This window comes from Salmonella sp. A29-2 (genome assembly GCF_020150755.1).
Classification (GTDB): Bacteria; Pseudomonadota; Gammaproteobacteria; order Enterobacterales; family Enterobacteriaceae; genus Salmonella; species Salmonella enterica.
The window spans coordinates 207,087-220,675 of the sequence record NZ_CP083731.1 but is presented as its reverse complement, the minus strand read 5'-3'; the positions used below and the strand labels follow the sequence as shown (position 1 = coordinate 220,675).

Sequence of the window (13,589 nt, the reverse complement as noted above, 5' to 3'; positions counted from 1 at the left end):
GATGGCCCCTTACTTCTTATGCCGAATACGCGGGTTCACCACGCCGTACAGCAGGTCTACCAGCAGGTTGACGAGAATAATCATCGTCGCTACCAGTAACACGCCGCCCTGCACTACCGGATAATCGCGGCGTTGCAGCGCATCGATCAGCCAGCGCCCCAGACCGGGCCACGAGAAGATAGTTTCTGTCAGAATCGCGCCTGCCAGCAGCGTCCCGACCTGCAGGCCGATCACGGTGACGACTGGCAGCATGGCGTTACGCAGAGCATGGACGATAATGACGCGCATCCTGGTCAACCCTTTGGCGCGTGCGGTACGGATGTAATCCTCCCCCAGCACTTCCAGCATCGACGAACGGGTCATACGCACAATGACGGCCAGCGGGATTGTGCCGAGCACCATCGCAGGCAGGATCATATGCGCCAGCGCATCAATAAAGTTACCCTCTTCGCCCCAGATAGCGGTGTCGATCAGCATAAAGCCCGTCAACGGATTGGTATCATCAAGGAACACCATATCGCTCACGCGCCCGGAAACCGGCGTCAGGTTCCAGTGGACGGAGACCAGCATGATCAGCATCATGCCCCACCAGAAGATAGGCATAGAGTAACCGGTCAGCGCCAGGCCAACAGCAGTGTGATCGAAGATAGAACCGCGCTTCACTGCGGCCAGCACGCCCACCGGAATCCCCACGGCGACGGCAAAAATCATGGCGCAGACGCCAAGTTCCAGCGTCGCTTTAAAGCGAGGTACGAACTCGTCCCACACAGGGATTCGGCTTTTCAGCGAGATGCCTAAATCGCCATGCATCACCCCCCAGATATAATGGAGGTACTGCTGCCACATCGGTTTATCAAGACCGAGTTCAGCCAGCAGTTGAGCATGACGCTCAGGGGAAATACCTCGCTCACCCGCCATGATCATCACCGGATCGCCGGGGATCATGTGGACAAAGGCAAAGGTGAGAAGGGTAATACCGATAAACGTCGGGATAACGAGTCCCAAACGTCGGAGAATGAACTGCAACATAACCCGAATTCTCTCTCATGACCCACGGCCTGGAACCGTGAGTCTGTATTGCTCACAAATCTTATCCCACGCAAACTGCATCGCGGATAAAGCATTACGCCGGATGGCGCTGCGCTTATCCGGCCTACACAACACCGGGGCGCAGCGCTCTTTTAATTATTCGACAGAGACGTTTTCGAAGTGATGTTTGCCTAATGGATCAACCACATAGCCTTTAACTTCTTTACGCACTGGCTCATAAACCGTGGAGTGAGCGATGATCAGCGCTGGCGCCTGGTCATGCATCACAACCTGGGCCTGTTTATAGAGCTCAATACGCTTGTTGTGGTCATCGGTCGCACGCGCAGGCTGAATCAGGTCTTCAAACGGCTTATAACACCATTTTGAATAGTTGGAGCCTTGCTGGGCGGCATCGCAGCTGAACAGCGTGGCGAAGAAGTTATCCGGATCGCCATTATCGCCGGTCCAGCCCATCATCACCGTCTGGTGCTCGCCATCTTTAGCGCGCTTGAGGTATTCGCCCCATTCATAGGTGACAATTTTGGCCTGAACGCCAATCTTCGCCCAGTCCGCCTGGATCATTTCCGCCATACGACGCGCATTCGGGTTATAGGGACGCTGTACCGGCATCGCCCACAGATCGATGGTGAAGCCTTTTTCCAGGCCGGCTTCTTTCAGCAGCGCCTTGGCTTTTTCCGGATCGTAGCCGTAGTCTTTAATATCGTCGTTGTAGCCCCACATTGTCGGCGGGATCAGGTTTTTCGCCGCAACGCCCGCGCCCTGATAAACGGCTTTGATGATGGCCTCTTTATTCACGGCATAGGTCAACGCCTGGCGAACTTTGACGTTATCCAGCGGTTTTTTCTGTACGTTGTAGGAGAGATAACCCACGTTCAGACCGGCCTGCTCCATCAGGTTGATGTTTTTATCTTCTTTCATGCGCGCAATATCCGCCGGGTTCGGATACGGCATCACCTGACATTCGTTCTTCTGCAGTTTGGCGTAACGCACAGAGGCGTCAGGGGTGATGGAGAAGACCAGACGGTCGATCTGCGGCTTCGTGCCCCAGTAGCCGTCAAAGGCTTTGTAGAGAATGCGGGAGTCTTTCTGATATTGCACCAGTTGGAACGGGCCAGTGCCGACCGGGTTCAGATCCACTTTTTCCGGCGTACCGGCTTTCAGCATGTTGTCAGCATATTCTTTGGAAAGAATAGAGGCGAAGTCCATGGCTAAATCGGCAAGGAACGGCGCTTCCGGACGCGTCAGCACAAACTGCACCGTGTGATCGTCTACCTTCTTCACTTCGCTAATCAGATCCGGCAGCCCCATGCCTTCAAAGTATTCATAGCTGCCGCCAGACACTTTATGGTACGGGTTTTGCTCGTTTTTCTGCCGGTCAAAAGAGAACACGACATCATCGGCGTTCAGCTCGCGCGTGGGTTTGAAATCCTTGCTGGATTGCCATTTCACCCCTTTACGTAGGTGGAACGTATAGGTTTTACCGTCTTCGCTGATATCCCACTTCTCAGCAAGACCCGGGATCACTTCCGTGGTGCCGGTTTTGAATTCAACCAGACGGTTATAGATAGGTACGGAGCTGGCATCATAGGTGGTGCCAGACGTAAAGAGCTGTGGGTTAAAGCCTTCCGGCGAGCCTTCTGAACAATAAACCAGGGTTTTGGCCTGCACGCTTGCTGCAACGGTCATGGCCACCAGGCTCAAACCAAGCTTCAGCATCCCTGACTTCTTCAAGGAAATACTCATTCTTCTGCTCCAATTGTGATGTATGTTGTTTTGCCCTTTGCAAAGGCTTTTACCGCCCGGCCTTTTTTGTTTTTTACCTGGTCAGGTCAGTAGTGAGAGGTGGGGATTCCGTTCGCATAATCGACTGAGTTGCAGTGCGGATTCTCCATAAAATGCCCCTCATTCCCTACAATCTGTCAATAGAATGTCAAAACGTCAATACAGGTAACCAGCTTTTACAACAACGGTGAGAATTAACAAACAAAGATTAAAAAAAGTTCAGAAGGGTATTTTCAGCAGGGAAATTTGTGCTATGGGCAGAAAGGCAGAGTTATTCACTTAATATTTTGCAACAGTTAGTGATTAACAATTAGACATTAATTGAAAAATTTCTTTCGATATGTTGATTATCTGAGCGATTAATACCACTAACGCTAAAACGCACAGGCGAAAATGCTGAGGTTATCCATAAGCCGTGTGCAAAAAAGAGTTATCCGGACATTGAAAAACACCATCGAATATGTCACAAAATTGTAAATAAGTAGGCCGTCGTGCGGCCTACCGCGATCACAAAAACTAACTTTTGACCCTGGCCTGCGTGCGCTTTTCGCTCCAGTTAAACAACGAGTTCACCAGAATCGCCGTCAACGTCCCCGCTGCCATGCCGTTGCCAAAGACCATCTGTACGCCCGCCGGGAAATTCTGATACAGGCCGGGTACCAGTATAGGTAGCATTCCCATGGCCAGCCCCATCGCCAGCGCGTAGGTTTTACCCGGCGTATGCAGTGGCTCACGCGCAATCATATCAATACCGATAACCCCGATAATGCTGAAGACAATCACCGCCGTACCGCACACCACCGAACCTGGCAGACAGGTCGCCAGACGTACCAGCGGCGCGAATATGGCAATCAGGATTAACAATCCTCCGGCAGTCGCAGTCACGAAACGCGATTTCACATTAGTGGTGCGTACCACCCCAATATTTTCGCCGGAGGTGATAATTAAGGAGGTGCCAAAAATCCCCCCCAGCAGCGACATTACCGCATCACCACGAATGGTGCGTGGAATCGCCTGCTGCACATTTTGCGTGGAATTGACTATTTCCGCGGTCGCAATCGTTTGCCCGGTTGCTTCAGCCATAGAGATGACCGCGTAAATCAGCAACGGCAGCGAGGCGGAGAGATCAAAAATCGGCCAGCCGAACGGCAAAAGCTGTGGGAAACTAAACAGCGGCCCGTGACCAACACCGCTAAAATCGGTGCTGCCCAGCGCCATTCCCAGCAGCGTTCCCGCTAAAAGGCCGAACATCACCGCCAGCTGGCGCAAAATACCGCTAAACGCCAGCGCGAAAATCAGCGTTATCAGGATAGTCCCCAGCGATAAAATGATACTGGTTGGATGAGCGAAGTCGGCGCTCCCTGGCTGGCCAATGATCAGCCCGCCGTACAGGCGAATAAGGTTAATCGACACCATTAGCAGCATGATGCCAATGATAAAGGGGGGAAAATGGTGCAGGCAGCGGCGGAAAATCGGCAACGCGATAAAGTAGAACAGCGAGGTCAGAATTACGGCGCCAATCGCGGTCTGGATATTGGTCTGTAAAGCGATCGCAACGAAAATCGCAATCGGCGCGCCCCCCGGTACCATAATAAACGGCAAACGCGCGCCCACCCCTTTCACACCCAGGCTTTGCAGAATAGCGCCCAGACCGCACATCAGAAAGGTCGCGCTAAGTACCGAGGCGGTCACCGTATCGGTAAAGTGGAGCGCTTTGGCGATCAGAAAGACGGAGGTAATGGGGGTGGCGGCAACGACCAGCACATGCTGAAGCGCCAAAAGTAAGGTGGTTTGCCAGGGTAATGCATCGTTATCCGGCGTAGTAAGGCCAGGTTGCGGCATGATTAACTCCCATAAAACATCAAAAAAATAACCGCCAGCGCGGGCTGGCGGTCTGTATTATTTCAACCAACTAATGGCATCAGCGGCATAGCGATGCGCACGGAAGGCGCTGTTCTGTTTTCCAGGAATAATGCCTTTACTGAGGTGCTCCGGATATTCATTAAAGAACGGAATGATATATTCCCATACCGTTTCGCCTTCGGGGGTGACTTCAAACAGGCGGCCAAACGCCGATTCACAGATAAAGGTGTTGCCGTTCGCCAGCCGCTGCGCGCTCCCCATATACGGCGAGAAAAACGCCGGCGGGAAGATATCGCGATACTGCCAGGTAATCGCTTTGGTCTGCGGATCGAACTCCAGCACCGTGGAATGCGGCGAGGTGACGCCGGGACGCAGGTTGCCGTTATCGAAAACCAGAATCGACCCGTTCTCCATCTCAACCGGCGTGTGCTGCTGCGCTACGACTTCCGGCCCTGCATGCCAGATAACCTTCCCGCTCTCTTTATCCACGGCAATAACGCCGGAAGTGGTACGCAGGCTCATCAGTACCAGGCCATCACGGGTGACGGACAGGCCGTTAATCATCGGCCAGTGGCGGCGGTCGAAAATATCATGAATCGGGAAATCTTCCGGATTCAAATGCTCCCAGGCACGCCATTCCCAGACCACTTCACCGTCGCGATTGACCTCTTTGACGACGTCGCTCTGAATCACACCGTCCGGCGCATCGCGGCGCGGGTCGCCGCCGGTAACACGGGCGGCGATATCGGCAGGTAACGGCGACGCGGCGGTATACAGCAGATTACCGTTCGCCAACCATTGCGCATCATGGTGATGGTAAATATCTTCGTAATGCCAGACGATTTCGTTATCCGGCGTCACTTCGTAGAAGTCGCCGCCGTGCCAGAGATCCCACGCCGGATAGAGGTTCGCTGAAGTGCGGTGGCTGCCGTTATAACCCAGATTACCGTTCGGCAGCAGCACCGCATCACGCCCGGCGCGAACCGGAAGCTGCCACTGATGCGCGACTTCGCCCTGCTCGTCCACCAGGTAAACCCGCCCTTCGGCGGTTTGCGGCGCAAAAAGCGTATAGCCGCCAAAGCTCTTCGCCTTATCAGCGTAGATAAGGCCCGCCGGACGGCGTCCAAGGGTAAAAGTCGAGTCCTGAGTTAAGTGTGCCACATCGCCTCCTGAGGAATAAATTTGCGCCAAAATACCCCATTAAAACGTTTTAATGAAGAGTTTTTTACGATCCTCACTGAAAAAAAGCAAACGTTACCGTCTGGTAAATATGCTACCCTGTGCGCAAATTTTCGCAGGTCAGGAAGCAGATGGCTGTTCAAAATAAAAAACGCGCAAAGTTGATTGATGTTGCCCGCCATGCAGGCGTGTCGCCAGGGACGGTATCCAATGCCTTGCACAACACCCGCTTTGTCGAGCCGCAGACGCGACGGCGTATTGAAGAGGCCATTGTTGCGCTCAACTACACGCCGAATATTCGCGCCCGCCAGTTACGAACCGGCAAAACCAATACCATTGCCTTGCTCTCTTCGGTGCCGCTGGCGATTGCCTCCGGCGCATCACGACTGGGATTTATGATGGAGGTGGCGTTAACGTCCGCGATGATGGCGCTGGAAAAGCAGCATGCGCTGATTCTGGTGCCGCCGGGGGCAAATCCACTGGATGCCGTCAGCTTTGACGCGGCGATCCTGATTGAGCCGGCGGAGAACGACCCGCAGCTCCAGGCGCTGGCGCAAGCGGGCATTCCCTGCGTCACCATTGGCCGCACGCCGGGGACCGACACGCCTGTGCCGTGGGTTGAGCTGCACTCGGCGGCAACAGCACAGCTTCTGCTAACGCATCTGGAGGCCTCCGGCGCCAGAAAATGTGCGTTATTTGTCGGTAACACACGGCGAACATCAGTTCTGGAGAGCGAAGCGGCTTACCAGCGCTGGTGCGCGGGGCGCCAGGCCCCCGTCGTCTACTCTCTCAATGAAAGCGAGGGTGAAAATGCCGGCTACCAGGCCGCGCAGCAGCTATTACAGGCACATCCCAACGTTGACGGCGTGCTGGTGCTGATCGATACCTTTGCCAGCGGCGCGGTACGCGCTTTTCAGGAACAGGCAGTCGCTATCCCGGAGCGGATGCGCGTGGTCACCCGCTATGACGGTATCCGCGCGCGCGAATCGCTGCCGCCGCTGACGGCAGTGAATATGCATCTTGATGAGGTGGCGCGACAGGCAATCACACTATTATTTGATTTGCTGGCGGGCAAGAAGGTCAGTCACAGCGACGGGATCATGCCTGAGCTGGTGGTGCGAGCGTCAACCTGTCGGTGATAGAGGATGACTCGCCACTGCGTGGCTCGCCCTGCGGGCTGTTGCTGACGCAACGTTCTCTCGCTTCGCTCGGGTCGAACCTCTTGCCCCCGGAGGTTCTCATCCTCGTCAGGCTTCAGATACAAAAAAACCCTGCTCGCTGAGCAGGGTTTCTGAATTTGGTCGGTGATAGAGGATGACTCGCCACTGCGTGGCTCGCCCTGCGGGCCGTTGCTGAAGCAACGTTCTCTCGCTTCGCTCGGGTCGAACCTCTTGCCCCCGGAGGTTCTCATCCTCGTCAGGCTTCCGATACAAAAAACCCTGCTCGTTGAGCAGGGTTTCTGAATTTGGTCGGTGATAGAGGATTCGAACCTCCGACCCCTTCGTCCCGAACGAAGTGCGCTACCAGGCTGCGCCAATCACCGAATGCGGGCGCATCTTACTGCTCAGGCGCACGCCCGTCAATCCCTTAGTCGCAAAATACAATTCAATCGGCGAGAAAGTCGGCAGACAACCTACTTCGCGGCGACTTTCTGCGCATCAGGAATATGGCACCAGTTGTTGTTCTGGTTAATGCCGCCATCCGGCGATGTATACCCCAGGCAGCCCATTATCGTATCGTACAGCTCCACATGACGACGCGGCACTTTGATCTCCGCCTGCTGTTTCAGGTGAGCGAACATCTGCGCATGTTGCGGACTGGCAAGATATTTATCCGACATCCATACCAGCATCGGAACGCGGAATTGCTCCGGCGGCGCCATATTGCGCGGCGTACCGTGCAAATGTTCGCGTTCGTTAATCGACTCGCCGTGGTCAGCCGCGTAGAACACAATCGCTTTTTTATCACGTAGCTGATCGAACACACTGGTAATAAAGTGATCCACATAGGTCACGGAGTTATCGTAAGAGTTGATCATCTGCGCTTTCGTGCAGCCGCTATCGACCCCAATACATTCGGGCTTCCACTGAGCGTAGCTGCGCGGATAACGTTGCGTATAGTTAAAATGCGACCCCTTAGTATGCAGGATAATCAGATGCTTACCCTCCGGGTTCTGGGCAAGCGAGTTCTGCATCTCATCAATCAACAGCATGTCATCAACCGTTTTACCACGGTTACGCGGCTCGGCGCCGATCTGCTCGCGGTAGGAGATATTATCCGCCATGGTATTGCTATAGAACCACATCTCGCTCTGCATGGCGTACAGATCGGAACTGAATCCGAGCTGTTTGAGTACGGCAAAAACATTCTGCTCTTTTAAGGTACGCTGCGGGTTATTATCCGCCCCACCTTCCCGTACAAACATACAGCGTAAAGAAAGCTTCGTCGCGGTATCGCAGGAATAGCCGCGGAACGCCGCCAGATTTTTTTCCTGCGCCAGTTTCGGCGTGGTATTACGCTCGTAGCCGAAAATCCCCATGTGATCCCAACGGGTCGTCTCACCGATAATGAAAACGACGTAGGTGTCATCCCCATCCTTCGGCGCAACATAGGTAAATTTCCTGGCCGGGTTTATTAACGAATTATTGTCCGACGACTCATCTACCTGCGCCCAGGCATACAGCCCTAACGCAGATAACCAGTTTGAAGGCAGATAGGAGTTCGCCACCACGCCGCCATAGCTGGGTAAGTCGATACCTGTCGCCCGTTCAACCTTTTTTTGCTGGACATCCAGCAGGCGGATAGGCGCCCACACCATTACGCCTGCGAGTACCACTACAGCGGCGCTGCGAAAACGCTGCCCCGGCGTACGTAGCTGGCGCAACAACGTGTAGCGACAGTGGTTACTCCAGATAAAGATGAGCGGAAGCACGCTCACGGCAATCAGCCACAATACGAAGTGCAGCCCCACCACCTCTTTCGAGAGATCGATATCGGTGGTCATAACAGACGCAATAATGCCGTAGCCAATCACCACGTTCAGGAAGGTCATGTAATAACTGGCGCCAGCGGAAAACAGCACCACCAGCGTGGCCAGCACGCGCCAGACGCGTCGGCCAAACAGTGAAAGAAGACGAAGTAAGAAGAAAGTGACCAGCACCGTGGCGCCAAGTTCGACAACTGCGGAGAGGCCTTTCCAAATGGTAAATTCTTGCGCATAACTGCCGAAACGGCGGTAAAACACGGCGCAATTCATAAACAGACCGATATAGAGCGCAAGCAAGAAACTAAGTTTCTGTTGCGTCATCGATTTAATGTATCTCATGCAAACAAACCCTGGGAATCGGGATAAAAACGACCTGTACAACGATTCTTTAATCAAACAGGTAAATATGCGGCTAACGCAGATGTAAGAAAGTCTACAAGCACGGTTAAGTAGACCACAAGCAGAGGGGAAAGTGGCAACGGAGAGTGTGATCGGAGAAGATTTTTACAAAAAATCACTAAAAATGGAAAAGGGCCAGCGAACTGGCCCTCAGTGATTATTCGTATGTGACGCTAAAATTCACCGTCGCATTCGCTGGGCCAACGGTGGCATCCGGCTTAACAGGCACATAGCTGGCGATATAGTTCAGCTTGTTAGTACCATCAAACCAGACGGTGTGTTCTACGGGCGTAGAGTCGGTACTGGAGGGGTATTGTTGCTCCCCACCAGATGTTTTAATTTTTAACGCCACGCCCGTCGCGCCGCCGCTATCCAGGGCAAAAAGCGAGGGGTCAGTCGGGTCTGGAGAACCGTCCATCGTAACGCTGGCCTTTGTGGCATACGCGCAATCTTTTAAGCCGATGCTAAAGTTTTTCTGGTTCAGCTCTTTACCCACTTTTACCGGGCGCTGAAGCACCACAGTCTCCATATTGACGTCGATACTGTCGTTTTCCAGTTCACAGGTAGCCGCCTTAATAGTAATGGTAAAGTGGATATCACCAGCAGAACCGATATTCGACGGTGCCGCCATCGCGGAAGTGGTAAGCAGTAAACACGCTGGCATCAAAGCATGAAGGTTTTTCATCCTGCTTACTCCACATCAATACGCATGGTGGCAATTCCCTCGAAATCCCCGGCGGCCGGCAATTTGCCGGTGGTACTGATGGGGTAAGCCGAAATGGTCGTTGAGGCGGTACGGTGCGTGTCGTCAACAAGACCCGATACGCTCAGCTCCTGATTAACACTGGCGTCATTTGGCACCAAAATTTTACCGTTAGCACCCTCAATGATGGCACCGATATCCGGGTTGCCCATGTCGATGGCATTCGAATCATTGGCGTTTGGCATTCCCTCAATACGCAGGAAGATCTTTACGCCATCGGAAATATTGGTGCATTTAAACTGCAGCTCTTTGGTGAATTTCGTGGCGTTCTTTGCAACTTGTCCTTTGCGATCTTTAAAATCACTGGCCTTAAATTCCCCAAACGGAATTTCCAGCGTGCTGCCGCTGGAGAGTTCACAGCCCTGAGGTACCGTAATTGAACCACTGATATATACAGACGACGCAGGTATGCTGCCATATACACTGGGTTTCTTTGTCACAAAAAGGTCCATTATTTTGGTGCTAGGTATAATACTTTCACCCACAAACGGATGGAGAATATAGAGCGATAAGTGACCTTTGCCACCGGATCCCCACACGGCATCTTTACTACTTGCATTTTGCGAACACTGAGAGCGGTTGTTTGTCAGGTTACCTACATTCTCAAACGGTGTGTTAACGTATTCTCCTCGCCCCCCCGAAATCAGTACATCGCTCGCAATGGCGATATTATTATTAATCTGGTAATAGGAGCGACTCTCTATATTCGTAACAAAGGCTAGAGGAACCACAGCCTTAAATAAGGTGTCATTTATAAGAGAGGTATCATCAGGGCATTCACAGGACATCGCATAGGCTCCACCTAAATTCCAGCTATCGAAATCTACGAAGGTCGCACCCGTTGTGTTCTTTGACGTATCTGAAACTGTTTTATTTATGGTGGCACTGAAGATATGGGTTCCACCTTCAGGAGTACATGGTCCAAAATCTGCCGCTGCCAGCGCCTGCCCCGAAAACAGCGCCGACCCGCCCAACAGGCCCGTAAACATTATCAACTTTTTCAACATAATCGTTTCCTTCCCTGTTACCGGCAGACGGCATTCGCCATCACCACGCCGGTATTATCCTGTTGTTCCGGCAGCGTAAACGCCACGCGGCATTGCTGTGCCTGGTCTTTACCCCAGTTCACCTGAAGGGCACCTTTCTCCGGCATCCCGCTGATATAAAGCTGACCGTCTTCACCCACGATACTGCTGGACTCTTTTGTGGTATCCAGCAGCGTGGCGGTAGCACCAAACGGCACCGCTTTGCCATTGGCCTGCGTCAGGTTCATCAGCACGCGATAGCCCACTCGGGTATCGAAGCGGGCACGAACAATCGCGCCGCGCGTCGGCACTACGTTGACGGAGGCGGTATCCAGGTCAACCTGGTTGTTCAGGCTGTCGCTTCGCAGTGAGACTTCCGTTTCACGGTACGGAGTGAGATAAGGCACGACCGCATTACCCATCCAGTCCACTTCCACACCACCGTTGTTGATCACGTGCGCGCCGCGCGCCCCCGGTGCGGAGATAATGGCCATAGATTCACCCAGCGGTTGAGAAAGAGTGATGCCTTCGCTATGGGCTATTACACCGCCGCGCAAACCGTAGTTCACCTGCTGGCCGTCACGGTTGTAGTTGTAACCCAGGCTGGCGCTACCCACGCCGCCCTGGTAATCCAGGTTCACGCTGCCGCTGTTACCCACGCCGTTGCTGCCGTAGCCTTCCTGCACGCTATAGTTCAGGTTGTGGTCTTCCAGCGCGGTGCCGCTCACCCCTAACTGCTGGTTGGTTCGGCCATGCTGATCGGTCGTAAGGTGGTAGTTACTCCACACGCGTCCCAGTGGAATCGACATGGAGAATGACAGTAAACGATCGCTCTCATCCCACTCCGGGCTTTTCGTCCAGGTGTAAGCAATGCTGTAGTTCACGCGGCCAATACGGCCGTTATAACCGGCATTCAGCGAACGCTGTTTACCTTCATCATTCCAGTAGTCCTGCTGCGTGACGTTAAAATAGACCGAGCCCCAGGCGCCCAGTTGCTGCGTCACGTTGCCCTGAATCTGACTACGTTTGTGGTACTGGCTATAAGAGCTGTCCGCATCGCTGCGCACATCCGTCGCTTCCTGGAAGGTGTAATAGCCGCTGGTCGAATACTTGTAACCCAGCAGACGGAAATCGGTACCGCTGTTAAAGCTCTTGGAGTAGAGGAAACGATAAGACTGACCTTCCGAATTCTCCTCATTTGCCAGCTTGCTTTTTGCCTGGGTTACATCGATGGAGATCGCGCCGATATAGCCGAAGTTTTTACCTAATCCTCCCGCCAGCGAGTAATAGTCGTCAGAGAAGATCGCACCACCATAAACGGTAAAGCCATACGGCAGGCCGTACATGGCATCAAGCTGCCCGAATTTCGGCTCGGCGCTGTTATAGTTCCCGGCACGGTATTCCCCGGCGGAAAGGCTGTACTTGAGATGGCCTTCACGCTGGAGGAGCGCCACCGAGGAGAACGGCTGAACGAACTTCTGCTCACTGCCGTCCGATTCTTTAATGGTGACCGTCAGGTCGCCGCTGTTTGAGGTTGGATACAGGTCGTTAATTTCAAACGCACCCGGCTGAACAAACGTACGGTAAATAACGTAGTTGTTCTGCTCAACGGTGACTTCGGCGTTACTTTTGGCAATACCCCGGATGACGGGCGCAAACCCGCGCTGGCTGTCAGGCAGCATCTCTTCGTCGGAAGTTAACTGCACCCCGCGCATCTGAACGCTGTCAAAAATATCACCGGCGGTGGAGGTATCCCCCAACGTCAGCTGTGATTTCAGCGGCACAATGGCGCGGCTTAGGGATGTGCCAATGTTATCCCATGTGTTGTTACCGTCGTTTCGCGTCCAGGTACTATAGTTACGTAATCGCCATGCCCCCAGGTTCATACCGCTGCGCAGGTTCAGATAGTAGCTGTCGCTGTTGTAGTTGGTATCACTGTCGTGCGCGTCATAGCTGGCGTTGCTGCCGGAGAAGTTATAATCCACCAGCAGGGCATTCACCCCTTCGTCCCACTGCGATTCTGGCACCGTACCGCGCGCTGTCTGCTTCATCGCAGCCTGCGGGAAGCTCATGATCAGGGTCTGGTCTGCAAAATCGAAATGGCTGGCGGCCTGGGGAATAATGTCGTCAAAAGCAACACAGGCTTCAGGCGGGGCCATTTTCAGCGCCGGGAAGCTATCAATACGCACGCCCATATCTTCAAGCTGCACGCGGCTTAAGCACGGCACCAGGGATTCACCCATTTTTGCGCGCTGCGCCTCTGTCGCTGCCTTAAACTCCAGGGTGCGAGACTCCATTTTTTTTTCGTTGACCACCACCGAGACGCGGTATTTACCTGGCAGGTGTTCAGCTTTATTGGATTCATACATTGAAAGGTCAACGTGCTGATCAATACCCGGCACATCCTCCAGAAAGCGCGGGTTAAATGTTCCCGCATACGCGGGGAGCGTACTCGCTATCATCAGCGCAAGCGCAGACTGCGTAAAACGCGAGGTCTTATTGCCCAGAGGAAGATGCGTCCATGTCATAGTAATAATCCTTT

9 protein-coding genes, 1 tRNA gene and 2 other RNA genes are annotated in these 13,589 nt (G+C 53.5%); 1 reads left to right on the top strand and 11 read right to left on the bottom strand.

Going from position 1 to position 13,589, the window contains the following annotated elements; genetic code table 11:
- Positions 1–9: 9 nt before the first annotated feature.
- The 4 genes from dppB to K8W53_RS01030 form a co-directional block, all read right to left on the bottom strand.
- Positions 10–1,029 (bottom strand): dipeptide ABC transporter permease DppB, encoded by a 1,020-nt coding sequence (gene dppB / locus K8W53_RS01045; RefSeq protein WP_000938843.1) that lies wholly within the window; start codon positions 1,027–1,029, stop codon positions 10–12.
- A 156-nt stretch (positions 1,030–1,185) separates the two neighbouring features.
- On the bottom strand, positions 1,186–2,793 hold the full coding sequence (gene dppA, locus K8W53_RS01040; protein WP_000028049.1) for a dipeptide ABC transporter periplasmic-binding protein DppA: 1,608 nt from the start codon (positions 2,791–2,793) through the stop codon (positions 1,186–1,188).
- Between the two features lie 555 nt (positions 2,794–3,348).
- Entirely contained in the window at positions 3,349–4,674 is a 1,326-nt protein-coding gene (locus tag K8W53_RS01035; protein ID WP_023181748.1) for a uracil-xanthine permease family protein, read from the bottom strand.
- Between the two features lie 57 nt (positions 4,675–4,731).
- Positions 4,732–5,856: an aryl-sulfate sulfotransferase gene (locus tag K8W53_RS01030; protein WP_000940825.1), complete on the bottom strand. Its 1,125-nt coding sequence runs from the start codon at positions 5,854–5,856 to the stop codon at positions 4,732–4,734.
- A gap of 149 nt (positions 5,857–6,005) precedes the next feature.
- Between K8W53_RS01030 and K8W53_RS01025 the strand changes: the two genes are divergently transcribed.
- Complete coding sequence (locus K8W53_RS01025; protein ID WP_023225081.1) at positions 6,006–7,013, top strand: substrate-binding domain-containing protein; 1,008 nt, start codon at positions 6,006–6,008, stop codon at positions 7,011–7,013.
- Here K8W53_RS01025 and K8W53_RS01020 read toward each other — a convergent pair.
- The 7 genes from K8W53_RS01020 to lpfC all read right to left on the bottom strand — a co-directional run bounded on the left by K8W53_RS01020 (position 7,004) and on the right by lpfC (position 13,575).
- Positions 7,004–7,137, bottom strand: a non-coding RNA gene (locus K8W53_RS01020) — RtT sRNA. The genes K8W53_RS01025 and K8W53_RS01020 overlap by 10 nt on opposite strands.
- A 35-nt stretch (positions 7,138–7,172) precedes the next feature.
- Positions 7,173–7,306, bottom strand: a non-coding RNA gene (locus tag K8W53_RS01015) — RtT sRNA.
- A gap of 34 nt (positions 7,307–7,340) precedes the next feature.
- A tRNA-Pro gene (locus tag K8W53_RS01010) sits at positions 7,341–7,417 on the bottom strand.
- Positions 7,418–7,507: 90 nt separating this feature from the next.
- The gene (eptB, locus tag K8W53_RS01005) at positions 7,508–9,199 is read right to left on the bottom strand and encodes a kdo(2)-lipid A phosphoethanolamine 7''-transferase (protein WP_001269263.1); all 1,692 of its coding nucleotides are present in this window, start codon (positions 9,197–9,199) and stop codon (positions 7,508–7,510) included.
- A gap of 217 nt (positions 9,200–9,416) precedes the next feature.
- A complete protein-coding gene (lpfE, locus tag K8W53_RS01000; RefSeq protein ID WP_000792959.1) occupies positions 9,417–9,944 on the bottom strand; it encodes a long polar fimbrial protein LpfE in 528 nt (175 codons plus the stop codon).
- Positions 9,945–9,949: 5 nt separating this feature from the next.
- Positions 9,950–11,029: a long polar fimbrial protein LpfD gene (gene lpfD, locus K8W53_RS00995; protein ID WP_023225082.1), complete on the bottom strand. Its 1,080-nt coding sequence runs from the start codon at positions 11,027–11,029 to the stop codon at positions 9,950–9,952.
- 17 nt (positions 11,030–11,046) lie between these two features.
- Positions 11,047–13,575, bottom strand: a complete 2,529-nt coding sequence (gene lpfC / locus K8W53_RS00990) for an outer membrane usher protein LpfC (protein WP_000220315.1) — start codon at positions 13,573–13,575, stop codon at positions 11,047–11,049.
- Positions 13,576–13,589: the final 14 nt, after the last annotated feature.

Bases quoted from the DNA above. Each gene is read 5' to 3' on its own strand.
- lpfD (WP_023225082.1), bottom strand. From the start codon at position 11,029: ATGTTGAAAAAGTTGATAATGTTTACGGGCCTGTTGGGCGGGTCGGCG.
- dppA (WP_000028049.1), bottom strand. From the start codon at position 2,793: ATGAGTATTTCCTTGAAGAAGTCAGGGATGCTGAAGCTTGGTTTGAGC.
- lpfE (WP_000792959.1), bottom strand. From the start codon at position 9,944: ATGAAAAACCTTCATGCTTTGATGCCAGCGTGTTTACTGCTTACCACT.
- dppB (WP_000938843.1), bottom strand. From the start codon at position 1,029: ATGTTGCAGTTCATTCTCCGACGTTTGGGACTCGTTATCCCGACGTTT.
- eptB (WP_001269263.1), bottom strand. From the start codon at position 9,199: ATGAGATACATTAAATCGATGACGCAACAGAAACTTAGTTTCTTGCTT.
- K8W53_RS01025 (WP_023225081.1), top strand. From the start codon at position 6,006: ATGGCTGTTCAAAATAAAAAACGCGCAAAGTTGATTGATGTTGCCCGC.
- lpfC (WP_000220315.1), bottom strand. From the start codon at position 13,575: ATGACATGGACGCATCTTCCTCTGGGCAATAAGACCTCGCGTTTTACG.
- K8W53_RS01035 (WP_023181748.1), bottom strand. From the start codon at position 4,674: ATGCCGCAACCTGGCCTTACTACGCCGGATAACGATGCATTACCCTGG.